The sequence below is a fragment of the Advenella kashmirensis W13003 genome, assembly GCF_000506985.1.
Taxonomy (GTDB): domain Bacteria; phylum Pseudomonadota; class Gammaproteobacteria; order Burkholderiales; family Burkholderiaceae_B; genus Advenella; species Advenella kashmirensis_A.
Map to the genome: position 1 here is coordinate 1451234 of NZ_KI650979.1, position 23553 is coordinate 1474786.

A 23553-nucleotide genomic window follows, 5' to 3' on the forward strand; every position below is an offset into this window, starting at 1 on the left:
ATAACTGTAAGAAAATGGATGGTTGCAGTGTGGCTGATCGGCATGATGCTGGTCGCCTTGCCGGCCAGCGCCGCAATAGAGATCACCGACCAGGCGGGCAGAACGGTGCAGCTGGCACAGCCGGCGCAACGAATCTTTTTTTCCGCACCGGGCGACTTCACCATCATGGCGATGCTCGAAGAAAACCCGGCCCGCCGTATCGTGGCCTGGAATCGCTGGCGACTGGATAAACATACGCTGAATCACTGGCGCAGTATCGACCCCGACGCCTTCGACCGGATCAATCAGATGGTGATCGACGGACCGCAGAACCTGAATGCGGAAATGCTGATTGCCAGCCAGCCAGACCTGGTGGTGCTGGATCATTATTTCAAAAGCGCCACCCAGACCATTTCCCGTCTGGAGCAGGCGGGTATTCCGGTAGCGATCCTGGACCTGGAAGCGGACCTGCGCCGGCCCAATCCCACCGAAGGTCTGGAGAAAATGGCGGTGCTGATCGGTCGCGAGCAGCGCGGCCGCGAAGTGGGTCAGTTCATTCGGGAGCATGTTGAACGCATTACCTCTCGTATTGCCGCGCTCAAGAAACGCCAGGCCACCTTGCCCACCGTGCTTATGGAACCGCATGCCGGAAGCGGGCCCTGTTGCACCTCGGTGGGTTCCGGGGTGCTGATGGGCGATCTCATTCTGATGGCGGGTGGCAAACTCATCGGCAACGATATTGTTGAAGGGCTGTCTGGTCAACTGAGCGCCGAATTCGTGATCAGCAGTGACCCGGAAATCTATATCGGCACCGGCGGGCGACATATCGAAAGCCGCGGGGGATTGCTGCTGGGCCCCGGTGTGGACCTCGATGCCAGCCGGGCCAGTCTGGAGCGGGTTACGCAACGAGTGGGCGTGGCCCAGACGCGCGCCGTGCGGAACAAACGCACCTATGGCATCTGGCATAGCGGATATCCAATCATCAATCTGGAACTGGTCGCGACCTGGATCCATCCTGAACTTTTCAGCGATGTCGATCCTGCCGCCACCCTGGCCGAACTGAACCGGCGTTTCATGGCGCGGCCGCTGACTGGCACGTTCTGGGTAACTCCGACGACGGAAAAGAAACCACGCTGATGCAAATTGAATCGACAACCCCGGCAAATGCAGAGCCGGACATCATCCATATGCGCTGGACCCAGCATCGACGCATCGTACGCCGTCGCAGCTGGACCGTAGCGCTGCTGGCGTTGCTGGCACTGGTTGCCGCGCTCATTGATCTGTTCAGCGGCAGCGCCGCCCTGTCGCCGCTACAGGTAGTTCACGGCTTATGGTCGCCCGATTCGCTGACAGTTCCCATGCAAGTCGTGCTGTGGCAGGTGCGCTTGCCGGTGGCGCTCATGGCACTGCTGGTAGGGGGTGCCCTGGCGCTGGCCGGTACGGAAATGCAGACTATTTTGAACAACCCGCTGGCGGAACCTTTTACCCTGGGCGTGTCCTCGTCGGCGGCCCTGGGAGCGGCCCTGGCCATTGTGCTCGATTGGGGCGTCATCGGCAGCGCCGCATGGCTGGTGCCCGCCAACGCGTTTGTTTTCGCACTGGTTTCGCTTATGCTGTTGCAGTTTCTGGCGCAATGGCGCGGGGCCCAGGCGCAAACTCTGGTGCTGTTCGGCATTGCTATCGGTTTTTCCGCGCACGCGCTGCTGTCGTTGTTGCAGTTTATGGCGAGCGAAGAGGCGTTGCAGCAATTGGTGTTCTGGAGCATGGGTAGTCTGGCGCGCGCAGACTGGCATAGCGTGGCGATCCTGGCGACCGTACTGGCTGTAACGCTGCCGTTTTCCTGGCGGGCCTCCAGCCAGTTGACGGCGCTGCGGCTGGGTGAAGAGCGTGCCCGCAGTTTCGGCATTAATGTCACCACCCTGCGGCATTGGGCATTGGTGCGGATCAGTCTTCTTGCGGCCACTGCCGTGGCCTTCGTGGGAACGGTCGGTTTTGTCGGTCTTGTCGCGCCGCATGTGGCGCGCATGATCGTTGGCGACGGACACCGCCACCTTTTGCCTGCCAGCGTGCTGATCGGCGCGGCACTGGTCGCGCTGGCATCGGTTGCGAGCAAGACATTGATTCCCGGCATTACGGTGCCTATCGGAATTGTGACCGCCCTGGTCGGCCTGCCTGTCTTCATGGCGCTGATCCTGCGCCGCAGCAGGGGGCAGATATGAGCGCCGCGCCCACTCTGCAGATCAAGCAGTTGCGCGTGCGCTACCGCCAGCGCGAGGTGCTGGCGGGTGTCGACCTGGGTTGCATCAGGCCCGGCGAACTGATTGCGCTGGTCGGCCCGAATGCCGCAGGCAAATCCACATTGCTCAAGGCGATTGCCGGCCTGGTCCCGGCCACGGGTCACATCCGCTATGGCGATGACGACTGGTCAGGGTGGCCCGTGGGGAGGCGGGTCGAACATATCGGTTTTATGCCGCAATCGACGCCGGAAAGCAGCAACCTGACCGTCCTTGAAGCCACCCTGGTCGCACTGCGGTGTACTCGCCTGGGAGCTCGAAAAAGTGACGAACTCGAGGCTTTGCGGACGATCGAGCATCTGGGTATTGGCGAGCTGGCCTTGCGCCCGCTGCACGAGCTGTCCGGCGGGCAACGACAACTGGCGGCCCTGGCGCAGGCCGTCGTGCGTAATAGTCCGATTCTGCTGTTGGATGAGCCGGTCAGCGCCCTGGATCTGGCGCACCAGTGGCAGGTGATGCATGTGGCGCGCCGTCTTGCCGACGAAAACCGCATTGTGATCGTGGTGCTGCATGACCTGGCCCTCGCTGCGCAATGGGCAGACCGGATCGCCATTCTGCATCAACAAAAAATTCATTCTTTGGGCACGCCCAATGACACGATTACCGATAAGACGCTGGAGCAAGTATGGGGTGTGCGCGCGCGCGTGCGCGTCTGCGAACAGGGCCGTCCGTTTGTCCTGGTCGACGCCATTGCCCCACAAGCCAATCCCTTGAGCGAACAACGACAGGATGACACCCGATGACACAATTTCAGACAAGCACGACGGTGCGCAATATCCATGGCGAGCAAGTGCTGGCGGAAGTGCTGACTCACTTGCGTGAGCATGATCTCGTTGCCTCCAGGCAGGGTAACGCCTGGCATATCGATTACGCCGATACCAAAATCATTTTTGCTGCACAGCAGGATATGCTGCACGCCCAGGTAACGGCGCCTTCCCAGGCGGCATTGTACGAAGGCAGGATGATGGTGTTTCATCATATTCAGGAGTTCAGCCATTGCGAACCGGAAGCGATCCAGTGGGAGGGCGATGCGGTGGCGCTGTCTCGCCCGCCCGCGTTTCGCGTGATCACTGCCGCTGCGGTATCCGATGTGAGTCCGCATTTGCGGCGCGTACGTTTTCATGGCGATGATCTGGCCCGCTATGATCGCGACGACAATATTCATTGCAAGCTTCTCTTTCCCCAGCCGGACGTCGCCGAGCCCGAGTGGCCAACGCTGGCCGACAATGGCATGCCGGTTTTTCCCAAAGGAGACAAGCGGCTGGACATGCGAACCTATACCATTCGCCGGATCAATGCCGCGGAAGGCTGGTTCGATGTGGATTTTGTTCTGCATGAGGATGCGGGTCCGGGTTCGCGCTGGGCCGCCCATGCTACGGTCGGGCAACAGATCGGCCTGTCGGGGCCCGGTGGGCGAACTGCCCCTGCCGCGCGCTGGATGTTGCTGGCGGGTGACGAGACCGCATTGCCGGCCATCGCCCGTATCGGTGCATCTCTGCCTGCCACTACAACGGGCCTGGTCCTTATTGAAGTGCAGGGCGCCGGCGATCAGATCAAACTTGACATACCAGCAGGCATGACGGTGCACTGGCTGCATCGGGACAAGGCTGCGGCTGGCACGACGACATTGCTGAGCGATGCCATACAGCGCTGCGCCATTGCCGGGCAAGCAGACCGCTTCGTCTGGGTGGGCGCTGAATTTGCAACGGCGCAGACGGTGCGCGCCTGGTTGCGCAACACTGTGGGGCTGGGCAGCAAGGAACAATTGGTGGTCGCGTACTGGCGCCACGGGATGGATGAGACGCAAATGAAAGGCGCGCCTGCAAAGCCGGCTGCCAGCCCTGATGAGGAAGAGGCTGGCTCGTGAGCGGGTCAGTTGATGGCTCGTCGCGCACCCGGCCCCAACTCCAACAGAGCAATCCGTCGTCACGCCCAAAGCGGCGCTGGTCCCGCCTGACCCTGGATCTGGATCCCCTTGTGCAGTCGCCGGGGTTTCGGAGCCTGTATCTCGCCCGCTCTGTTTCCTTGTTGTCCATTGCGATTCTGGCCGTTGCCGTTGCCTGGCAAGTGTATGCCATCAGTGGTTCGTCCCTGCATGTGGCGGGGGTGAGTATTGGTCTGGCACTGGGGTCGCTCGTGGGTCTGGTATGGGGCGGCGCGCTGGCTGATCGGGCTGATCGCCGGCGCACCATGATCTGGGGCAGAACCGCCTATGTGGGCGTGGTGGTGCTCTTGTGTGCCAATAGCTTGCGGGCTGAGCCGGGACTGGTCGAAATTTACCTGGCGACATTGCTGAGCGGATTGACCAGCGGGATCAGTGCGCCGGCACTGATGGCGGCCATGCCGCGCCTGGTTCCCGCTCACCAACTGGCTGCAGCCGGCGCCCTGAACGCCCTGACCATGGAACTGAGCCGCCTGATCGGCCCGCTTATCGCCGGAGCACTTCTTGCACGGCTCGGCCTTGCCTCCTGTTTTATCGTGGTGCTTATTGGCGCTGCCATTGTGCCGGTTCTCCTGACCCGATTACCGCAAGATCTGCTGGTGCCTGACGCGGGTCGGCAGGCAGTAGCGGCAAGGCCTGCGATGCACAAACAATGGCTGGATGGCTTGCAATATGTGCGACACAATACGGTCATTGCCTGTTTGCTTGCCCTGGATCTGGCCATGATGGTATTTGCCAGTGTCCATGCCCTGATGCCGCAACTGGCAAAGGAGGTTCTGCAGGGCGGTCCGCAAATGGTGGGTTATCTTTATGCTGCCCCGGCTTGTGGGGCGTTGCTGGTCGCGCTGACCTCCGGCTGGACCCGTGATCTGGCCCGCCCCGGACGCCTGGTGATTGCATGTGCATTATTATGGGGTGTGGCAATTGCGTTTGCAGGCATCGCCGCTGGCGGAGTGAGTGACGCTTTACCCTGGGGCGTGTGGCCGCTCCTGGTGTGCCTGGCGATCGCAGGAATGGCGGATACCGCCTCGGACATTGTGCGAGGTGCTCTGCTGCAAATTCATACCCCGGATGCGCTGCGCGGTCGCGTGTCAGGTTTATGGCTTTTGCAGGGATACCTGGGACCGGCGCTGGGCGGCCTGCAGTCGGGGGCACTGGCCACGTTATGGTCGCCTGGCCGTGCGCTTGTGATTGGAGGGACGGCCTGTGCGTTGGTGGTGGGCGTATTTACTGCATTGCCAGTCAGCCGTTTGCGCCGCTCATTGTGGAGTGACGACACAAGGGGGAGTCCGGGTCAGCATTAGCCCACACATCCTGACGCGGGCGTTCCGGAACGCCATGACCGTACGTTATGGTCCCGGGGGCCCGCCAACGCATGTCAAGGCGTGCTGCCTTCATCTGCTGGGCATCGCCCTTGCGCCAGTACCGCTGATTTGAGCGAGGCAATCCATTCCGGACTGTCCACAGACTGCGCCAGGAAGGCTGTACCGATCATGGCTGCAAAAAGGACCTGAATCTGTTGTTCGGACATCGCAGGGTGTGAACCTGTTGCCGCAGACTGCAGTGCGGCCTGACGAAAATGCCGATAGAGCGCTTCCGTGTGTGAGCCGTACAGATCAACCGTTTCTTCCCCCGTGGAATGATGACTCACATACGGGGCGAAGGCCAGGATGGGACACGTTTGGGCAGGCAGTCTTTTTCTGAAATAATGCGAGATCAGCATTTCCAGCCCGTCTTCGGACGCGGCTGTGCCGGTTTCGCTGGTCTGTTTCCAGCGCTCTGATGACTGTTCAAATACAGTGGACAGTACCTCGTTGACCAGTGCTTCTTTCGAGGCGAAATGCCGATAGAAGCCACCGGCGGTCAGGCCTGCGGCGGCCATTACATCTGCAATAGAAACATTGTCTACGCCGCGTTCACGGAACAGGGCGCATGCTGCCTTCACAATTTCGGTGCGATTCAGTTCGGCTTGTTGCCTGGAGGAGCGTCCCATAAAAATTCCTAGTAAAGACCGTAATAGATTATCACACGCTTCTATTCCGGGTCGGTCAAATGCCGTTGCGTGCCAGGGATCCAACAGAGTCAGGACTCATGCATGACGGCGATCTGCTGATATGATGATAATCATTGAATCCCATAATAGATTGTGTATATAATCTATTTTAACAAATTCCAGGTTACCGCAACTTTCAAATTACAGGGGCATCATGTCTTCGGTCAACTCGCAAACCCGCCCGCTTTCCGTATGGCAAATCCTGATCTGTGGTGGCCTGATCGTTACTTTTTCAATGGGCGTGCGCCACGGGTTCGGTCTCTGGCTGCAGCCGGTCATCCAGGCCAACGACTGGGGGCGTGAAACCTTTTCGTTTGCGATTGCGATTCAGAATCTGGTCTGGGGCGTCACGGGTGTGTTTGCGGGCATGCTTGCCGACCGTTTCGGGGCATTCAGGGTCATTATTGCAGGCGCAATTCTCTATGCGCTTGGCCTGTTGGGCATGGCCTACACGACTTCGCCGCTGGCCTTTACGCTCACTACCGGTGTGCTGCTTGGGATGGCGCAGGCGGGTACTACCTATGCTGTTATCTTCGGCGTAATCGGTCGCAATATTCCGGTCAGCCGTCGTTCCTGGGCAATGGGGGTAGCAGCGGCGGCGGGTTCTTTCGGCCAGTTTTTAATGCTGCCCACGGAAAATATCCTGATCAGTTCCTTCGGCTGGCAGGAAGCACTGGTGTTTCTGAGCTGCGCGGTCCTGCTGATTGTGCCGCTGGCTTTCGGTCTGCGTGAAAAAGACCTGGTTGCGAACCGCGCAGCCACACCGACCGAAGCCAGCCAGGGTGTCATTCACGCTATCCGCGAGGCGTTTGCCTATCGCAGCTTCCGTCTGCTGGTGCTCGGGTATTTCGTCTGTGGTTTCCAGGTGGTGTTCATCGGCGTGCACATGCCCAGCTATCTCAAAGATGAGGGTCTGAACGCAGAGGTCGCCAGTTATGCATTGGCGCTGATCGGTCTGTTTAATGTATTTGGAACTTATCTTGTGGGTTCTCTGGGCCAGATCTGGCCCAAGCGGTACCTGCTGGCATTTATTTATACGGCCCGTGGCGTGGCCATTGCAATCTTTCTGATCGTGCCCATTTCTGCGGTCAGCGTCTATATTTTTTCTGCAGTCATGGGTTTCTTATGGCTGTCCACCGTACCTGCAACGAACGCGATTGTTGCGCAGATTTTCGGTGTCAGGCATTTTTCCATGTTGGGCGGGTTTGTTTTCTTCAGCCACCAGATCGGTTCTTTTCTGGGCGTCTGGCTCGGCGGAAAGCTGTATGACATTTATGGTAATTATGACGTCGTCTGGTATTTGGCCATTGCGCTTAGTGTCTTTGCCACCCTTATGAATCTGCCTATCAACGAGAATGCAATCCAGCGCCGGCCGGACGCGGTGACTCAGCCGCAAGCAGTAGCTTAACGTTCACTGCAGCCCAGGCGCTGCGGCTGGCGACGTCTCCAACTGGTGAATGTCGGAGTGTGCCGCCATGCAAGCGTTCTTTCAGGGAATGGTGCGGTTGCTCCGGGATGCAAATGTTGTCATTCCGGACGTCGAACAGCGCGTACCTTGCCGCTGGCGCCTCCACCACAATAAAAAAGATCCGCACCATCCGATTCCAATCCGCTCACTCCGATGCCTGTTGGCATGCTAATGCGTTGCAACACAGCGCCGGTGTCCGGATCAATCTGCCGAATATCGCTTTCTTCCGCTTCCCAGGTGCCGTGCCAGAGTTCATGGTCGACCCACGTCACTCCTGTGACAAAGCGATCAGAGGCAATTTTGCGAAGAACAGCACCTGTTTCCGGATCGATCTGGACAATATTGCGATCGCGGTACTGCCCTACCCAAAGGCTGCCTTCTGCCCAGGCCAACCCGGAGTCGTTCCCCTGCCCAGGCGCCGGAATGGAGGAGAGGATGCTGCCGTCGGCGGGGTCGATTTTGTTGATCCGGTCGCCGGCAATCTGATACAGATGAGTGCCATCAAACGCCGTGCCGGCATCGCAAGTGCAATCTAAAGTGTGCGTGATCTGATGGTCTGCGGGGTTGATGGCAAGCAATTTGTTACCGGTAGCGGCCCACAGCCGCTGACCATCGAAAGTGACGCCGTGAATGGCATCGGCATCCTGGAACGGGCCAAATTCATCTGTGATATCGGCAACAGCCGAGGCGGTGCCGGGTGTCCCTGTTCTTGCTGTCTGTTTCATTTTCATCTCCTGATGTCGCACCTCGAAATGGCGCGGTAAGATCATTCTATTTGAGTGGGAGAACAGAAGGGAGTAACAATATTGTCGTGAAACCGGCCAGTGACGGGCAAACCCAGCGTCTGCTGCGCGAGTGACCTACTGCATTGACCTGTCCAGCCAACTCCAGATCGGCCAGTGTTCGTTGCACTGTACGCTGGCTTGCGCCCAGTGCCTGCGCCAGCGCCGAAGTTGACCAGGCCGAACCATCCGCCAGTAACGCCATCAGCGAGGCGGCTTCGCTGTCCAGTGGAGGAGCCAACACCACCACGTTGCGTTGCTGCAGCGGCTCAAGCCGATATCCTTCGTCCGTGGCGCTGATCCGGGCAATCGGCTTGATGAGTTTGCGCAAGCGACCTATTTGTACACGCAAGCGTGCCCTATGTGATTCATCCGGTTGCGTCAGGCGAAATACCTGAAAAATAATCGTTTCCCGGGAAATGTCATTCGGCCAGGCATTGCCCAGCAGCCAAATGATCTCATACAGAACAGGTCGTGTCGCCAGCGGTAACCATCGGCCGTCAGTACTGACGCCTCGGCGGCAGCCGTCGATAATCAGATTGGAAGAGGAGTACAGGCCAGCGACCTCTTCTAGCAATAATGCCCGGGCCCCCTGGCAATCCGGCAATCGTGCCGCCGGGCGGCTGAATACTTCCTGCATTGATCTTACTTCAGATCTCAATGCAGGAATGTCTGCCTGTGCGGCTGCAGTTTCAGCCTGGCGCAGGGCCGTCCGGGCACGCTCGATCTGCAGTGAACGCAAAGCCAGTTCGGTCGACAGCAGTTGCGCCATTGCGACCAGCGACGCGGGCCCGCCGCTGGTTTCAAGCCTGGCCGCGTGAGCCGTCGCTGCGTCAATGCGCCCCAGCAAGAGGCAGCAGCGGGCCATGATGAGCCGGGCCTGCAGGGCGTTGGTATGGTCGTTGTGGGACTCAAGCGTAGCCAGAGCACCAGGAAGAACGTGCAAGGGGTAATTGAGATCCCGCACTGCCAGCGCCACTTCTGCCTGGGCGACAACGCATCGGGCGCGCTCTACGGGTTCATGCACGCCGAAACCGCGAGCCGCCTGGCGGAGCAGGTCCCGGGAGCGGGCATAGTCGCCCAGGCGAGCCATGGCAATACCGCGCAGCGCCAGAGCAGGCGGATCGTTGCGCAATGCCACCAGCCCGAGGGCATCGAGTACATTACCCTGAGCAAGCAAGCGAGCACAAGCGGTCGTTAAGGAATCCATGGCGATAGCATACACCGGGTCCGGGGGCTGCAGTAGAAGGTGCTTAACAAAAAAAGACAGGCAATCGGCCTGTCTTTTAAATGGCTTTCAGACTGATGAAAAGACTGTTAACCCAGCAACTTTGGAAGCCACAAGGTAATCTCCGGAACGTAAGTGACGATGATCAGAAACGCCAGCAACAGAATCAGCCATGGCGAGGCTGCCCGCACAACCCGGCCGATAGACATATTGGTGATCCCTGCGGTGACAAACAGATTCAGTCCTATCGGGGGCGTGACCATGCCGATTTCCAGATTGACCACCATGATAATACCCAGATGCACCGGGTCTATTCCAAGTTGCGTGGCAATGGGAAACAGGATGGGGGCCAGAATCAGGATAATGCCCGTGGGTTCCATGAACATTCCGGCGACCAGCAGCAGAACGTTGATCACGATCAGAAACTGCCAAGCCTCCATGTTCCAGGCAATGATTTGCTCGGCAATGATCTGCGGTATGCGTTCGGTCGTGAGCACATGGGCAAACAGCAGCGCATTCACGATGATAAACATCAACATGATCGTAATTTTGGCGGCGTCCAGCAGCACTTCCGGCACCTGTCGCAAGCCGATATCCCGGTAGACAAAGACGGCCACCAGAAAGGCATAGACCGCGGCTACGGCGGCCGCTTCGGTTGGCGTGAAGACGCCGCCGTAGATACCGCCAAGGATAATGAAAATAAGCGCCAGCCCCCAAATCGAATCCCGGCCTGCCGCCAGCACTTCGCGCATACTGGCACGTGGCTGACGTGGATAGTTTTTGATTTTCGCCACGATATAGATGGCGATCATCAACAACAGGCCGAGTGCAATACCAGGTATCACGCCTGCCATAAACAGGGCGCCGACCGATGTCTCTGTCGCGGCCCCGTATACTACCATCACAATAGAAGGCGGAATCAGAATGCCTAGCGTGCCGGCATTGCAGACCACACCAGCGGCAAAGGATTGAGGGTAGCCGGAACGCACCATACCGGCGATCACAATGGAGCCCACTGCCACAACAGTGGCAGGCGAGGATCCTGATACGGCAGCAAACAGGCAGCATGCCATGACAGATGCAATAGCCAGGCCGCCATGAAAATGTCCGACCGTAGCAACGGCAAAGCGGATCATGCGTTTGGCCACGCCACCTGTTGTCATGAATGCGCCGGCCAGTACAAAAAACGGAATCGCCATCAGGGTAAAGTGTTCCGATGTTTCATACATCTTTAACGAGAGCGAGGCGAGTGAATCCGTGCCAAAAAACAGGATTGTCAGCAGGGAAGACAAGCCCAGCGCGACCGCAACGGGTGTGCCCAGAAACATGAACACGAACAGCATGATAAAAAGGGCGATAGTCGTCATTTGACTTCCTCCTGCGGGATTACGGAGGTATCGTCACTGGCATATTTGAGCGCTTCTTCGGCTTCGTCGCCCAGCAACTGGGCACGGCGACCGCGCAGCATGTCAAGCAGGACTTCGGCGAAACGGATAAACAGCAGGACATAACCTATCGGCAGTACCAGTCTGGGAATCCATTGCGGGACAGGCATGTCCTGGGCCAGAATGCCAATGGTGTACATCTTGTCTACGTATATCCAGGCACCGTAAAACACGATGGTGGTATACACAAGACACAGCAGGCAGGCAATGATGCCTGCAATGTGGGCAGCTTTTTTGGGGAGGGCCTTGACCAGTGCATCCACGCCGATGTGTGCATTTACGCGAACGCCGTAGGACAGGCCAAGGAAAATGAGTCCGCCGAATATGAACATGGCCAGCTCCAGCGCCCAGGTAAAACTGTAATTAAATACATAGCGCGCCACGACCTGCGCGAAGGTAATCAGCGTCATGGCGGCAAGCAGGAAGGAGATCAGTCCTTCTTCGAGCCGATGAAACCAGCGAATGTTCATGGGTGATACTCCTTTGGGTCAGCAAAACCTGTCCATGCGGGACCAGCGCATGCCGTCCGCCAGGCCGGTACGGGGCTGGCGGACGGTCAATGCAAAAGGCATGTACAACTTACTTATTGGCTTCCTGAGCTGCCTTGATCAGATCAGCGCCAATATCAGATTCGAATTTTTTCCAGACAGGAGCCATCGCGGTGCGCCAGGCTTCTACATCTTCCTTGGACAGCTCCACGACTTTCGCTTTTTTCGCATCGATAATGCGTTGCTTGTCGCCTTCGTTCAATTTGGCTGCCTCATCGTTGGCGTATTTAGTTGCCTCGACCATGGCTTTTTCAAGACCAGAACGAATGTCTGCAGGCAAGCCGTCCCACCATTGTGCGTTGGTCACGACCATATAATCGATCACACCATGGTTGGTCTCTGCGATGGTTTTTTGTACTTCATGAAATTTTTGCGAATAAATGTTTGACCAGGTGTTTTCCTGACCGTCAACCACTCCGGTTTGCAGCGCCTGATACACCTCGCTGAAAGCGAGTTTTTGCGGATTGGCGCCCAGCGCGCGAAACTGCGCTTCAAGAACATCGGATGCCTGGATGCGGAATTTCAGGCCCTTGACGTCTTCCGGACGTTGCAATTTGTCCTTGTTGGTCGAGAGCTCCTTCATGCCGTTATGCCAGTACGCCAGCCCCTTGAGGCCGCGATCTTTCATTGCATCGAGCAGTTCCTTGCCTTTGTCGCTTTGCTGGAAACGGTCAACCGCGGCCATGTCATTGAACAGGAACGGCAGATCGAATAATTGGACTTTTTTGGTATAACGATCGAATTTTGACAGGGACGGTGCGATGATTTGTACGTCACCCAGCAGCAAGGCTTCGAGTTCTTTGCCATCGCCAAACAGCTGGGAATTAGGGAATACCTGTACCTGTACTTTGCCGGGCAGTAGCTTTTCCGCCACTTCCTTGAATTTCTGCGCGCCTTGTCCCTTCGGTGTGTTGGCCGCCACCACGTGGCTGAACTTGATAACAATGGGTTTGTCTGCAGCCAGCGCACCGGCCGAAAAGGTCAGGGCAAGACTGATGCCGAGCGCATTGAGCATGCGCATGGGAGCGATTTTCATAGGTAGTGTCTCCGTAATTATGAATATTGTGATAACGTAGCTCCCAGAACAGCTCCACTGAGAACGTGTTCAATATACTACATTCAGTCAATCAAATAGAATTGATAAAAACACTTACGGGTTTGTCATCGTGCTGCAGTGCGATGATTGCAGGATACGGGCTGCAGTAATCTTTCAGCCGGCAGTTTTCAATTGAAATCTCATTTGAATTGGTTTTGTTGTAAGTTTCAGTCGGTTGAAAGAAACGTTAAAACATATGAAAAGGCAATTTATGAGTCAGCTTAATCCGTCAAGACGACTTTTTCTGAAAAAATCGGTGGTAGCGGGCATTACCGTGTATCTGGCGCCACTCAACAGCAGGGCGTACAGCGCCCTGTTCGAAGAAAAAATTTTGCAAACCCCGATCTGGAACCCGGACACCGGAAGAATTCGCCACCGGATCGATGCCAAGTCAAAAGCGCTTGGCAAGAAAGTATTTGCCTACGATATCCGCGCAACGGATATGCCGCACTGGCCACAAAAACAGGCCCACGCTTTTATTCTGCGCGCGACGCAGGCAGACCGCATATTCAAGGGAATCGATCTGTCGCGCCTGGGCGAGGACCTCAAACCCGACCGTCTGGTGACAGCCGAAGATCTGGCCAAAGACGGTATTGCTTTTCCCGAATTCTATGGCGAAGACATGCTGCTGCCCGTGGGGAAAACGCCAGCCTATCTCGGGCACGCGGTCGCGGTGCTCATCTATCATGATTTTGCTCGTTTTCGGTTCGCAAAAAATGCGATCCAGTTCCATCCGGAGGCCATCCGCTACGGTGAGAAAACCGGGCCGCTTGAGCGAGACCCGTGGGCATCGTTCCGCTATGTGCGTGTCGGCGGCGAAGATCCTTACGCTGAGGACGTCTTTTCCAGCCTGAAGGATATGCCTATCTTTCCGGCCGGCTTGCGCAAGCGTTTGCCGGTATGGCCTGAGGCGCGCGAAGGCGGCAAGCTGGATGAGGAAGGCATGTTTTATGCCCAGCAGCTTGACAGCGCAATCAAAAAACCGTCAGATGAGATGGAAGTGCTGATCGCAGACTACTTCTCTCAATCAGTGGATACGTCCGCCATGGAAGCGGACAATACCAATGGCTGGTTCGACCAGGCGTCGGAGACGCTGCATATGGTCATCCCGACTCAGTCTCCTCCTGAGCTGGCCGCAGAGATTCCCAAAATGCTGGCCAAAATGAATCCGGCCATCAAACGACTGATCATGCATCCCTGTTATACCGTGGGATACGGGTCCAAAGACCATAGCAGCTTTCCCTTTGTGGGCACAATGGTGGCCATGTATGGCGGGGGCCTTCCTGTCAGGCTTGCCAACGACCGGTATGAGCATTTTCAAACGTCTATCAAGCGCCATGCATTCGATATTTCATATTCGATGGCAGTGAATAAGTCGACAGGAAAAATTGATATTTTCCGCGGCTATATGACGGGCAACGGAGGCGGACGATGCAACTTTACACCGTCCGTCGTGATGGTGGCCGCCACCGCAGCTCAGTCGATCTACTACATTCCAAAGAGCGACTTTGCTTCCGTAGGTCTGGCGACACGCGCCATTGACGCCGGTTCGGCACGCGGCTATGGCACCTTGCAGAGCATGGCAGCGACGGAAATGATGATGGATGAAATGGCAGCGCGACTTAAGCTTGATCCCATCGATTTTCGCAAACGCAATGTGCTCAAATCGGGCATGAAAAACACCCAGGGCGCGATTCCTGCCGGGGCTATCCGCGCCGATGAGATTCTGGATTTGGCGGCGAAACATGAAATGTGGACAGCGCGCGCGCAGCGCAAGGCGGAATTTGAAAAACAGCATCCGGGCAAACGCTATGGCGTCGGATTTGCCTGTGTGCAGAAAGATTTCGGCACCGGAGCGGAAACGTCCTTTGCCCGCGTGGAGTTTACCGCTGACGGCAAAGTGGTGCTCAGGCACAGCGGCGCCGAAATGGGCACCGGCATGACTACGTCACAGGCGGTTGTCTGTGCCCAGTGGATGGGCCGGCCCGCCGATGAGTCGCATTTTTCATTCACTGACTGGGATATGCTGCCCATGGTGGCCACAGCCGATCCATATATGATGTCACAGGAAGACCAGGACCGACTGTCGGCTGATCCGTTCTGGAGTCCTTCTTATTGCTCGCCTTCCAGCGCCAGCAATTCTGCGTTTTATTTCTCGCATACAACGCGTGAAGCATCACGTTTGCTGTTTGAGCATGGGTTATGGCCAGCAGCCCTGGAGATCTGGAAGTCCGGCATCGGCGGCGGCCAGGCCGCGCCGCTGGTCGTGCGAATGGAAGATGCGCGCTGGGTTCCCGAGGGCCTGACCGCCGCAGGTATGCAGATTCTGCCATTTGTGTCTTTGGCCAAAAAAGCGCATGAGATGGGCTTGGTCACAGGCGTGGTCGTGCACAGTTTCAATCGCTGGCAATGGGCAGAAGCGGATTTCACATTGGATGGGCGGCAACAGCGCCTTCCCATCGATGGCCTTTCGCTGCGCAAGGGAAGTAGCGAGGCATACGAAGCCATTGCGCGGGATCGTGTTTACTATCCGCCGATGCAGCGCAATAACGCGGCCGTGACCTACTACAGCGCGATCGGAACGCTGGTGGAACTGGCGGTGGATACCGGCACGGGTGCGGTTGAACTGATGGATCACCATTCCTTTCTTGAGTGCGGCAATCTGATTGTGCCCGAACTGGTGTCGGGGCAGTTGCAGGGCGGCCTTGCCATGGGAATTGGTCATGCCCTGCATGAATATTTACCTCTGTATGAAGATGGCCCGGGTGATGGCACCTGGAATTTCAATCGCTATCAGGTACCACGTGCCAGTGATGTCGCAGTCTGGAAACAGACGGGCGATATTCTGCCGCCGCTATCGGAGACCGATCCGCCAAAAGGTATGGCCGAAGTCGTCATGATCCCGGTTGTGGCAGCCGTCATCAATGCCATTGCCCATGCGACCGGACATTATTTCCGTGAACTGCCGGTTCGCGCCGAAAATATTAAAGAGGTATTTCAATGACCATCACGACTAAACCCATTACCCTGACCATCAATGGCAAGAAACAGGGACCCATCGACGTGCCCGAAGGGCTGATGATGATTGATTTTCTGCATGAATACGTGCACCTGACTGGTTCGCGACTCGGCTGTGGCCAGGGCGTATGCCACGCCTGTGTGGTAATTGAGGACGAAGCGGACGGCGGCAGTCACGAAACCCGCACCTGTATCACCGGTGCGCATTACTTTGACGGCAAAACCATTCGGACCGTTGAAGGACATGCCACCGTCAATGATAAAGGTGAAGAGACGCCTTCTGCCGTACAGCAGGCGTTCATGGATCATTACAGCTTTCAGTGTGGCTACTGCACGCCCGGGTTTGTCAATGCCGCCACCGTATTTATCGAGGGACTCAAGCGCAAGCCGATTGCCCGTGACGAACTGGAAGACGCGATACTGAAGGCCATGAACAATCACATTTGTCGTTGCACTGGCTACGTTAGGTACTACGAAGCGGTGCGCGATGTTGTGCTCAAAACACCGGGTCTGATCAAGGAGACGGCAAATGGCTAAAAGACGTATCCTGCCGGCCTTGTCGATACTGGTGATTCTTCTGCTGATTATCGTAGCGATATTATGGTGGCGTGAGCACCGCAGCAATGACAATCCCGTGCAGAAAGTGACAGCAACCGACGAACAGATCGAGCGCGGCCGCTACGCCGCCAGGGCAGCCGACTGTGCCGCGTGTCATACGGTCGAGGGTGGTGGCCTGTTTGCAGGCGGCTTCCCCATGGAAACCCCTTTCGGCACGGTGCATGGCAGCAATATTACACCGTCAGCCGATTATGGCATCGGCCGATGGACTGCCGAGGATTTCCGCCGGGGAGTAAGGGACGGTGTGACGCCCACAGGCCGCCATCTATACCCGGCCATGCCCTACAACTCCTATCATCTCATGAGCGATCAGGATCTGGACGACATCTATGCCTATTTGATGACCCGTCCAGCCATTGACGTTCCGACGCCTGAAAACAGCCTTCCGTTTCCGTTCAATCAGCGTTTTCTGATGATTGGGTGGAATCTGCTGTTCCAGAACACAGATCCGTTACCGGCAGTCTCCAAGGGTGATTCCGAGCTGTGGGTGCGCGGACGTTATCTCACCGATGTTATGGGACATTGCGCCGAGTGCCATACACCGCGCGGGATGTTCGGCCAGATGGATCTGGACAAGCAGCTTGAGGGCGGCACGCTGGGGCGTTTCAAGGCTGCAGATATTACACCTGACGGTCTGGCCGAACGCGGCTGGACGCCGGAAGACCTGAGCCGTTTCCTGGCCACCGGCAACGCACCGCAGGGGTCCGCCTTCAGTGAAATGCACATGGTCGTTGCCCTGAGCACGCAGTATCTGAACAAGAACGATCTGAAAGCGATGACAACCTATTTGATGGGGGATCAGCCGCCTGCCGCGAAAAAAGTAGCCATTCAGCCGGGTGGCGAGCAGGGCAGAGCGCATTATCTGAACCTGTGTGCCGGTTGTCACGGCGTCTCGGGCGAGGGCAAGCCCAATGTTGCACCGGCAATGGCAGGCAACGCGACCATCCGTCAGCCCGACGCCGTTAATCTGATTGCCTCTGTTCTTGATGGTTTGCCGGAACAGTCGTTTCCGGGTACGGGCCACATGCAAAGCATGCCTGGTTTTGCCGGCAAGATGAATGATGAGCAAATGGCTGATCTGGTCAATTACACGCGCACCACATGGGGGGGCTTGCCGGGAGATATCAAGCCCGGACAGATCGCAGAGTTGCGGGGGCATTAATCACCTTGCAATGCAGGTGCAGCTCACACCGCCGTTTTGAATTCTCACAGGTATACCGCTGCCGGCTCCAGTACACAATAAAAACAGGGCCGGCGGCGGATTTCGCCTTTTATTTTTCCGCTTCTGACAATTAGAAAGTTGCAACCGCATCTACTTGGTGCGCGCCTGTTTTTATGAAAACAAAAATGTATACATTATTGTTGACGTTATGTTGGTGCCCTATATATAATCAAATCAAAGGCCAATCCGGACGGGGACAAAGCAGTTGGGGCCGCCACATTCATTGAAAGGGACGAAATGCACAACAGCAACAGTCAGCGTGTAACCGATAACGGTGGAAAAGGGCCACTGGCGGGTTATCGCGTCATTGAACTCGGCTCCACGGTAGCGGGTCCTTTCTGCGCGCGCCTGTTGGCAGACTTTGGCGCTGAAGTGATCAAGGTTGAGCAAAAAGAAGGCGATGCCGTACGCTCCATGGGCAGCCACAAGAACGGGCGTTCCCTTTATGGTGCGTCCATTCTGAGAAACAAAAAAAATATATCCATTGATCTTCGCCAGAGCAAAGGCCGGGATCTTGTCCGCACCCTGTGTGAGCGGGCCGATATCGTGATTGAAAATTTCAAGCCGGGCAAGCTGGAGCAATGGGGGCTGGATTATGACAGTCTGGCGGCGGTAAATCCTGGCCTAATCCTGGTTCGCATCAGCGGATATGGGCAGGACGGACCCTACAGCCGCCGTCCGGGGTATGGCGTAGTTTGCGAAGCTTTCAGCGGACTGCGTGAAATAACCGGCGACCCTGACAGGGCGCCGGCCCGTGTTGCCGTTTCCGTAACCGATTACATCACCGGCTTATATGCCGCCTTCGGTGCGGTCATGGCGGCCATCGACAGGAACCGTACCGGTAAAGGGCAAGTGGTCGATGCGGCACTCTATGAGGCGGCATTCAGTTTCATGGAGCCGCATATTCCTGCCTACCAGCAATTGGGCCTGATTGCCACGCGCTGCGGCTCGCGCTTGCCGGGACATACGCCCAATTCGCTCTACTCGACGTCCGACGGTCGCTACATTCATATTACCGCCGGTTCACAAAGTATTTATAAGCGTCTGGTTGCAGTAATGGAGCGGGAAGATCTGCTGAGTGACCCGCGCTTCGCCGACCCCCAGGGGCGCGCGCAGAATGAAGACCTGATGGATGAAATCGTAGGGGAATGGACGGCGGCGCATGACCTGGAGACACTGGAGAAAAAACTCGGGCAAGCCGAAGTGCCCGCGTCCAGAATATTCAACATCAAGGATATTTTCGATGATCCGCATTACAGGGCCCGGGACATGATTATTTCTCCCGAAGATCCGTCGCTTGGCCCGGTCGCTATGGCAAATGTAATACCACGAATGTCCAGGACCCCCGGTTCTGTGCAGTGGCCGGGACGCGACATCGGACAGGATACCGAAACCGTGCTTTCCCAAGTAGCCGGGCTGAGCCCGGAACAAATCAGTGAACTGTCCGGACTGGACATCATTCACAGTAAAAAAGAGGCGGGCAGCGCAGGCAGATCAACATCTTAAATTCTGCCCCCAGCCCCGCATGTACATAACAGGAGACGATCAGAATGTCAGAAATTGAAATCAACTCGCCCGTTACAGGAACAGTGTGGAAAGTGGAACGAGCCGTGGGTGATCAGGTCCGGGAGGGTGATGTCATCATGATTCTGGAATCCATGAAAATGGAAATTCCGGTTGAAGCGGAAACGAGCGGTACGCTGGAAAGAATAGACGTGGTGCCAGAAGATTCCGTGAACGAGGGCCAACGACTTTGCGTGGTCAAATCATGAAAAACTCATCGCCCGTGAAGGAGGAAAACATGGATGACCGTCAAGATACCGTATTTCCGGAATTGTCGTTTCGCCAGGCTGAGTCTAAAAAAATGGGCGGCCCTGCAGCGATTGCGCGTCAACACGAAGCAGGTCGGCTGACCATACGCGAACGTATCGATAAACTGGTCGACCAGGACAGTTTTCGCGAGGTCGGCGCGCTTGCCGGGACCGGCAGCTATGACGCCGATAATCGTCTTGTTTCGGTTACACCGGCACCGTATGTCGCGGGATTGGCCAAAATAGACGGTCGGCCGGTCGCGCTGGGGGGTGAAGACTTTACGGTGCGTGGCGGAACGACTTTTGGAAGTACGCGCAGAAAAGGGGGGCAAGGCGGATTCATCGAAGATCTGGCATTTCATTATCGCATCCCGCTGGTCAATCTTATCGATGGGGCTGGCGGCAGCGTGACGTCGATTAAAAGACGTGGTCACAGTGTTTTCCCTGGCGTGCACGGCTTTGAGCGCTCGGTTGAGTTGCTGGGCATGGTGCCGGTCGCCTCGGCCGTCCTTGGAACCGCGGCGGGCGGGCCGGCAGGGCGCGCTATCCTGTCGCATTTTTCAGTGATGGTCAACAACACCAGTCAGATATTTGCAGCCGGCCCGCCTGTCGTTAAGCGCTCGTTGGGTCAGGTCGTTGAAAAAAATGATCTCGGTGGCACAAAAATAGCAGTCGATACCGCAGGCACCATCCATAACGCGGCGACTTCGGAGGAGGACGCGATTGGGCAAATCCGCCGTTTTCTGAGCTACATGCCTGCCAATGTGTGGGAACTGCCGCCGGTGGAAGAAAGCCTTGATCCGATCGATCGCTGCGATCCTCAACTGGCCACGATTGTGCCGGAAAAACGCACTCAAGCCTACAACATGCAGCGGCTTGTTCGCATGGTTTGCGACAAGGATTCGTGCTTCGATCTGCAACCGAGCTACGGCAAGTCGGTCATGACGACGCTGGCGCGGCTTGGCGGAAGGCCGGTCGGCATTATTGCCAATAACCCCATGGTCTACGGCGGCGCAATGGATGTTCATTCTGCCCGAAAACAAATCCATTTCATGGAGCTATGCGACACGTTTCATATCCCGCTTGTCTTCTTTGTCGATGTGCCCGGCTTTATGGTCGGTTTAAAAGCGGAGCAGGAGGGCACGTTACGGGAAGGAATGCGTGCGGTGTGTGTAGCCGGAAAATTACGTGTGCCAACTATCACACTTGTGATCAGAAAGTGCTATGGCATGGCAGGAATGGCGACCTGCAATAAAAATGATATTGATCTCAAGCTCGCCTGGCCTTCTGCCGAATGGGGTTCTTTACCTGTCGAAGGGGGTGTGGCCGCAGCCTTTCGCAAGGATATTATGTCAGCGCCCGATCCCGCCGCACGCGAAAGAGAAATTGAAGCGGAACTCAAGCCGTTTGCGAGCCCTTTCAGAACGGCAGAAGCGTTTGCAGTAGAAGATGTCATCGACCCGCGGCAAACCCGACCCATATTGTGCGAATTCATCGCGCTGGCAGAACAGCGGCTGCGAACAGAAGTAGGCCTTAAGCCTCGATATGGTGTCCAGCCCTGATCCTGGCATCAGCCTGGCTGTAATGATTAAGGATGAAAAATGGTACAGAAAATTCTCATCGCCAATCGGGGAGAAATTGCGTGTCGGATTATCGAGAGTTGCCATCGCATGGGGCTTGAGGCCGTGGCGGTTTATTCCGATATCGATCGCCATTCCCGGCATGTGGCACTGGCAGACCAGGCAATTGCAATTGGAGGATCGCACGCACGCGACAGCTATTTGAAAGTTGAAGCGATCCTGGCGGCTGGCCGCGAAACGGCCGCGACGGCGATTCATCCGGGATATGGATTTTTGTCGGAAAACGCAGCATTCGCGCAAGCCGTTTCTGACGCCGGCATGGTATGGATAGGGCCGGCTCCCGCCAACATTATTGATATGGGCGATAAGGAGCGAGCCCGAAAAATCGCCGGCGAATCAGGCGTTCCGATCCTTCCGGGAAGTGACCGCATAGATGGGCGCGATAATCATGCATTACAGAGCGCCGCCCGGGGCGTGGGGTATCCGCTGCTTGTCAAAGCCGCCGCAGGCGGGGGCGGCATTGGAATGCGTCAGATCAAGTCTTCACAGGATTTGATACCGACTGTCGAATCGACGCAATCCATGGCGGAAAAGGCATTTGGTGATGGCGGCGTTTATCTGGAGCGGTTTGTGCCGAGAGCAAAGCATGTTGAAGTCCAGATATTTGGTTTTGGGGACGGAACGGCGATCCATTTGCACGACAGGGAGTGCTCTATTCAGCGGCGTTTTCAGAAGATCGTTGAGGAGGCGCCGGCCCCGCATATTTCCCCGACGATAAGGAACCAGTTGCATCGCGCTGCCGTGAACCTGGCCCGTGCGCAAAACTACAGCGGGGCCGGTACCGTGGAGTTCATATACGACTGCGATCGTGAACTAGCGTATTTCCTGGAAATGAACACGCGCATTCAGGTTGAACATCCCGTGACGGAAATGGTGACTGGTATTGATCTGGTCGAATGGCAGATTCGGCACGCTCTGGGAGGTCTTGGCCGGATCTCACAGGACAGTATTTCGGTAAAAGGCCACGCGATTGAATGCCGCTTGTATGCAGAGCGACCCGATAAGGGATTTCTGCCGTCTCCGGGCACAATTACCCAGCTGAACTGGCCCACTGTGGACGAGCGTTGCCGTATTGATACCGGTGTTCGCCAGGGCGATCAAATCAGCCCCTTCTACGATCCCATGATTGCAAAGGTGATTGCTTATGGTGAAGATCGCGACAGTGCGATCGCACGCCAGCGGTATGCATTGAATGAACTGGTGATCGATGGCGTCGGGACCAACGCTCGATTTTTATCCGAATTGATTGCCGACGAGCGCTTTGGCGCGGCCGATACAACCACCGGTTTTATCGATGATTATTTTATGAAAAGAAGTACGGTTTCCGCGTAAGGGCAAGGTGGATGGGCCTTCGGGCCTCTTATCGCTGCGCGGCTCGCAAAAAAATGCTGCATACATCAGTCAGGATAAAAGGAGAGAGACATGCTAAAAGTATTTTGCAGGCTTGTGGTCATTTTCAGCTTATTTATAATCAATAGCCCCGTCATGGCCAAGTCGGATTATCCATCAAAACCCATAAAATTGTACATTGGCTTTTCTGCAGGAAGTGCGACCGATCTCGTAGGGCGTATTGTTGCAGAGGGTCTTTCCAACCGCCTCAAGCAGCCCATCGTCGTGGAAAACAAAGTTGGAGCAGGGGGATCCATTGCCGCGCAGGACACGGCACGCGCCTCTGCCGATGGATATACGTTGCTGTTGGTTTCCAGCGCGATCGCCGTGAATCCGGCTGTATATAAAAATGCAGGCAAGGTGCTCTCGGAGCTTAAGCCCATTGCACTCATCGGTACGCTTCCAACGGTTTTGATGGCTTCGACGAAAATGCCGGTGAACAGTCTGAAGGAGTTCATTGATTATGCGAAAACGCATCCCAAGACGGTGAATTTTGGCAGTTCGGGCGTGGGCGGTTCCACTCATATGGCGATGGAAGCGTTTGCTCGTGCCAAGGGTATTGAACTTGTGCACATACCGTACAAAGGGAATGGTCAGGCGAGTGCGGCATTACTCGGAAATCAAATTGACGCCTATATGGATACCATCATTCTGGCAGCGCCGGTGATTGCAAGCGGCCGAGCGAAGGGGCTTGCCATATCGGGGACCGAAAGATCTGCGCTGGTGCCGGATGTACCCACTTTCGCCGAAGCCGGGGCGCCGGAATATAACAGCAGCCTGTTTTTCGGCGTCATGGGGCCGGCAGGGATGCCTGATGAGCTGATCGAGCATCTTAATCAGGAAATCAATGCCGTTCTGAAAACCCCCAGTATTCAAGACAGGCTGACCAAGGCCGGTGGCTTGACGCTGAGCAATGGGACAGCGCAAGACTTTGGCCGTACCTTACAAAAAGAAGTCGCGTTGTGGACACAGGTCGGTCAGAACGTCGGTATCAAACCACAGTAAGTCAGGATGACTTTT

General features: G+C 56.4%; 20 protein-coding genes. 14 read left to right on the forward strand and 6 right to left on the reverse strand.

The features are described from left to right. Nucleotides 1-18: 18 nt before the first annotated feature. The 5 genes from W822_RS30735 to W822_RS30755 are packed head-to-tail and all read left to right on the forward strand — an operon-like array spanning nucleotide 19 to nucleotide 5519. Nucleotides 19-1116, forward strand: a complete 1098-nt coding sequence (locus W822_RS30735) for an ABC transporter substrate-binding protein (protein ID WP_024004422.1) — start codon at nucleotides 19-21, stop codon at nucleotides 1114-1116. Beyond that, a complete protein-coding gene (locus W822_RS30740) occupies nucleotides 1116-2198 on the forward strand; it encodes a FecCD family ABC transporter permease (RefSeq protein WP_024004423.1) in 1083 nt (360 codons plus the stop codon). Before W822_RS30735 ends, W822_RS30740 begins: the two co-directional genes overlap by 1 nt. Continuing rightward, complete coding sequence (locus W822_RS30745; protein WP_024004424.1) at nucleotides 2195-3016, forward strand: ABC transporter ATP-binding protein; 822 nt, start codon at nucleotides 2195-2197, stop codon at nucleotides 3014-3016. The genes W822_RS30740 and W822_RS30745 overlap by 4 nt, the downstream gene beginning before the upstream one ends. Further along, complete coding sequence (locus W822_RS30750; RefSeq protein ID WP_024004425.1) at nucleotides 3013-4140, forward strand: siderophore-interacting protein; 1128 nt, start codon at nucleotides 3013-3015, stop codon at nucleotides 4138-4140. Before W822_RS30745 ends, W822_RS30750 begins: the two co-directional genes overlap by 4 nt. Further along, entirely contained in the window at nucleotides 4137-5519 is a 1383-nt protein-coding gene (locus W822_RS30755) for an MFS transporter (RefSeq protein ID WP_024004426.1), read from the forward strand. Before W822_RS30750 ends, W822_RS30755 begins: the two co-directional genes overlap by 4 nt. Nucleotides 5520-5593: 74 nt before the next feature. Here the strand turns inward: W822_RS30755 and W822_RS30760 are convergent, their stop codons facing one another. Further along, nucleotides 5594-6208 carry a TetR/AcrR family transcriptional regulator gene (locus W822_RS30760; RefSeq protein WP_024004427.1) on the reverse strand — a complete coding sequence of 205 codons (615 nt, stop codon included), beginning with the start codon at nucleotides 6206-6208 and terminating at the stop codon, nucleotides 5594-5596. 214 nt (nucleotides 6209-6422) lie between these two features. Here W822_RS30760 and W822_RS30765 point away from each other — a divergent pair, with 214 nt between their 5' ends. Further along, entirely contained in the window at nucleotides 6423-7676 is a 1254-nt protein-coding gene (locus W822_RS30765; protein ID WP_024004428.1) for an MFS transporter, read from the forward strand. A gap of 119 nt (nucleotides 7677-7795) precedes the next feature. Here the strand turns inward: W822_RS30765 and W822_RS30770 are convergent, their stop codons facing one another. The 5 genes from W822_RS30770 to W822_RS30790 all read right to left on the reverse strand — a co-directional run bounded on the left by W822_RS30770 (nucleotide 7796) and on the right by W822_RS30790 (nucleotide 12775). After that, a complete protein-coding gene (locus W822_RS30770) occupies nucleotides 7796-8467 on the reverse strand; it encodes a Vgb family protein (RefSeq protein WP_437177139.1) in 672 nt (223 codons plus the stop codon). Nucleotides 8468-8507: 40 nt separating this feature from the next. Further along, entirely contained in the window at nucleotides 8508-9728 is a 1221-nt protein-coding gene (locus tag W822_RS30775; RefSeq protein WP_024004430.1) for a DprA-like winged helix domain-containing protein, read from the reverse strand. A 107-nt stretch (nucleotides 9729-9835) separates the two neighbouring features. Next, complete coding sequence (locus W822_RS30780; protein ID WP_024004431.1) at nucleotides 9836-11113, reverse strand: TRAP transporter large permease; 1278 nt, start codon at nucleotides 11111-11113, stop codon at nucleotides 9836-9838. Then, the gene (locus W822_RS30785; RefSeq protein ID WP_024004432.1) at nucleotides 11110-11661 is read right to left on the reverse strand and encodes a TRAP transporter small permease; all 552 of its coding nucleotides are present in this window, start codon (nucleotides 11659-11661) and stop codon (nucleotides 11110-11112) included. Before W822_RS30785 ends, W822_RS30780 begins: the two co-directional genes overlap by 4 nt. A 109-nt stretch (nucleotides 11662-11770) precedes the next feature. Further along, nucleotides 11771-12775 (reverse strand): TRAP transporter substrate-binding protein, encoded by a 1005-nt coding sequence (locus tag W822_RS30790; RefSeq protein WP_155848090.1) that lies wholly within the window; start codon nucleotides 12773-12775, stop codon nucleotides 11771-11773. Nucleotides 12776-13046: 271 nt separating this feature from the next. Between W822_RS30790 and W822_RS30795 the strand changes: the two genes are divergently transcribed. From W822_RS30795 to W822_RS30830, 8 genes are all read left to right on the forward strand, one after another. Further along, the gene (locus tag W822_RS30795) at nucleotides 13047-15839 is read left to right on the forward strand and encodes a xanthine dehydrogenase family protein molybdopterin-binding subunit (RefSeq protein WP_024004434.1); all 2793 of its coding nucleotides are present in this window, start codon (nucleotides 13047-13049) and stop codon (nucleotides 15837-15839) included. Beyond that, a complete protein-coding gene (locus W822_RS30800; RefSeq protein WP_024004435.1) occupies nucleotides 15836-16390 on the forward strand; it encodes a (2Fe-2S)-binding protein in 555 nt (184 codons plus the stop codon). Before W822_RS30795 ends, W822_RS30800 begins: the two co-directional genes overlap by 4 nt. Beyond that, entirely contained in the window at nucleotides 16383-17633 is a 1251-nt protein-coding gene (locus W822_RS30805) for a c-type cytochrome (RefSeq protein ID WP_024004436.1), read from the forward strand. Before W822_RS30800 ends, W822_RS30805 begins: the two co-directional genes overlap by 8 nt. Before the next feature lie 297 nt (nucleotides 17634-17930). Beyond that, nucleotides 17931-19199 (forward strand): CaiB/BaiF CoA transferase family protein, encoded by a 1269-nt coding sequence (locus tag W822_RS30810; RefSeq protein ID WP_024004437.1) that lies wholly within the window; start codon nucleotides 17931-17933, stop codon nucleotides 19197-19199. A 44-nt stretch (nucleotides 19200-19243) separates the two neighbouring features. Next, nucleotides 19244-19465, forward strand: a complete 222-nt coding sequence (locus W822_RS30815) for an acyl-CoA carboxylase biotin carboxyl carrier protein subunit (RefSeq protein WP_024004438.1) — start codon at nucleotides 19244-19246, stop codon at nucleotides 19463-19465. Between the two features lie 29 nt (nucleotides 19466-19494). After that, entirely contained in the window at nucleotides 19495-21066 is a 1572-nt protein-coding gene (locus tag W822_RS30820) for an acyl-CoA carboxylase subunit beta (RefSeq protein WP_024004439.1), read from the forward strand. A 39-nt stretch (nucleotides 21067-21105) separates the two neighbouring features. Beyond that, nucleotides 21106-22476 (forward strand): acetyl-CoA carboxylase biotin carboxylase subunit, encoded by a 1371-nt coding sequence (locus tag W822_RS30825; protein ID WP_024004440.1) that lies wholly within the window; start codon nucleotides 21106-21108, stop codon nucleotides 22474-22476. A 90-nt stretch (nucleotides 22477-22566) separates the two neighbouring features. Then, entirely contained in the window at nucleotides 22567-23538 is a 972-nt protein-coding gene (locus tag W822_RS30830; RefSeq protein WP_024004441.1) for a Bug family tripartite tricarboxylate transporter substrate binding protein, read from the forward strand. Nucleotides 23539-23553 lie beyond the last annotated feature (15 nt).

Bases quoted from the DNA above. Each gene is read 5' to 3' on its own strand.
- W822_RS30780 (WP_024004431.1), bottom strand. From the start codon at position 11,113: ATGACGACTATCGCCCTTTTTATCATGCTGTTCGTGTTCATGTTTCTG.
- W822_RS30790 (WP_155848090.1), bottom strand. From the start codon at position 12,775: ATGAAAATCGCTCCCATGCGCATGCTCAATGCGCTCGGCATCAGTCTT.
- W822_RS30760 (WP_024004427.1), bottom strand. From the start codon at position 6,208: ATGGGACGCTCCTCCAGGCAACAAGCCGAACTGAATCGCACCGAAATT.
- W822_RS30740 (WP_024004423.1), top strand. From the start codon at position 1,116: ATGCAAATTGAATCGACAACCCCGGCAAATGCAGAGCCGGACATCATC.
- W822_RS30785 (WP_024004432.1), bottom strand. From the start codon at position 11,661: ATGAACATTCGCTGGTTTCATCGGCTCGAAGAAGGACTGATCTCCTTC.
- W822_RS30820 (WP_024004439.1), top strand. From the start codon at position 19,495: ATGGATGACCGTCAAGATACCGTATTTCCGGAATTGTCGTTTCGCCAG.
- W822_RS30795 (WP_024004434.1), top strand. From the start codon at position 13,047: ATGAGTCAGCTTAATCCGTCAAGACGACTTTTTCTGAAAAAATCGGTG.
- W822_RS30830 (WP_024004441.1), top strand. From the start codon at position 22,567: ATGCTAAAAGTATTTTGCAGGCTTGTGGTCATTTTCAGCTTATTTATA.
- W822_RS30745 (WP_024004424.1), top strand. From the start codon at position 2,195: ATGAGCGCCGCGCCCACTCTGCAGATCAAGCAGTTGCGCGTGCGCTAC.
- W822_RS30775 (WP_024004430.1), bottom strand. From the start codon at position 9,728: ATGGATTCCTTAACGACCGCTTGTGCTCGCTTGCTTGCTCAGGGTAAT.
- W822_RS30735 (WP_024004422.1), top strand. From the start codon at position 19: ATGGTTGCAGTGTGGCTGATCGGCATGATGCTGGTCGCCTTGCCGGCC.
- W822_RS30815 (WP_024004438.1), top strand. From the start codon at position 19,244: ATGTCAGAAATTGAAATCAACTCGCCCGTTACAGGAACAGTGTGGAAA.
- W822_RS30805 (WP_024004436.1), top strand. From the start codon at position 16,383: ATGGCTAAAAGACGTATCCTGCCGGCCTTGTCGATACTGGTGATTCTT.
- W822_RS30750 (WP_024004425.1), top strand. From the start codon at position 3,013: ATGACACAATTTCAGACAAGCACGACGGTGCGCAATATCCATGGCGAG.
- W822_RS30800 (WP_024004435.1), top strand. From the start codon at position 15,836: ATGACCATCACGACTAAACCCATTACCCTGACCATCAATGGCAAGAAA.
- W822_RS30770 (WP_437177139.1), bottom strand. From the start codon at position 8,467: ATGAAAATGAAACAGACAGCAAGAACAGGGACACCCGGCACCGCCTCG.
- W822_RS30810 (WP_024004437.1), top strand. From the start codon at position 17,931: ATGCACAACAGCAACAGTCAGCGTGTAACCGATAACGGTGGAAAAGGG.
- W822_RS30765 (WP_024004428.1), top strand. From the start codon at position 6,423: ATGTCTTCGGTCAACTCGCAAACCCGCCCGCTTTCCGTATGGCAAATC.
- W822_RS30825 (WP_024004440.1), top strand. From the start codon at position 21,106: ATGGTACAGAAAATTCTCATCGCCAATCGGGGAGAAATTGCGTGTCGG.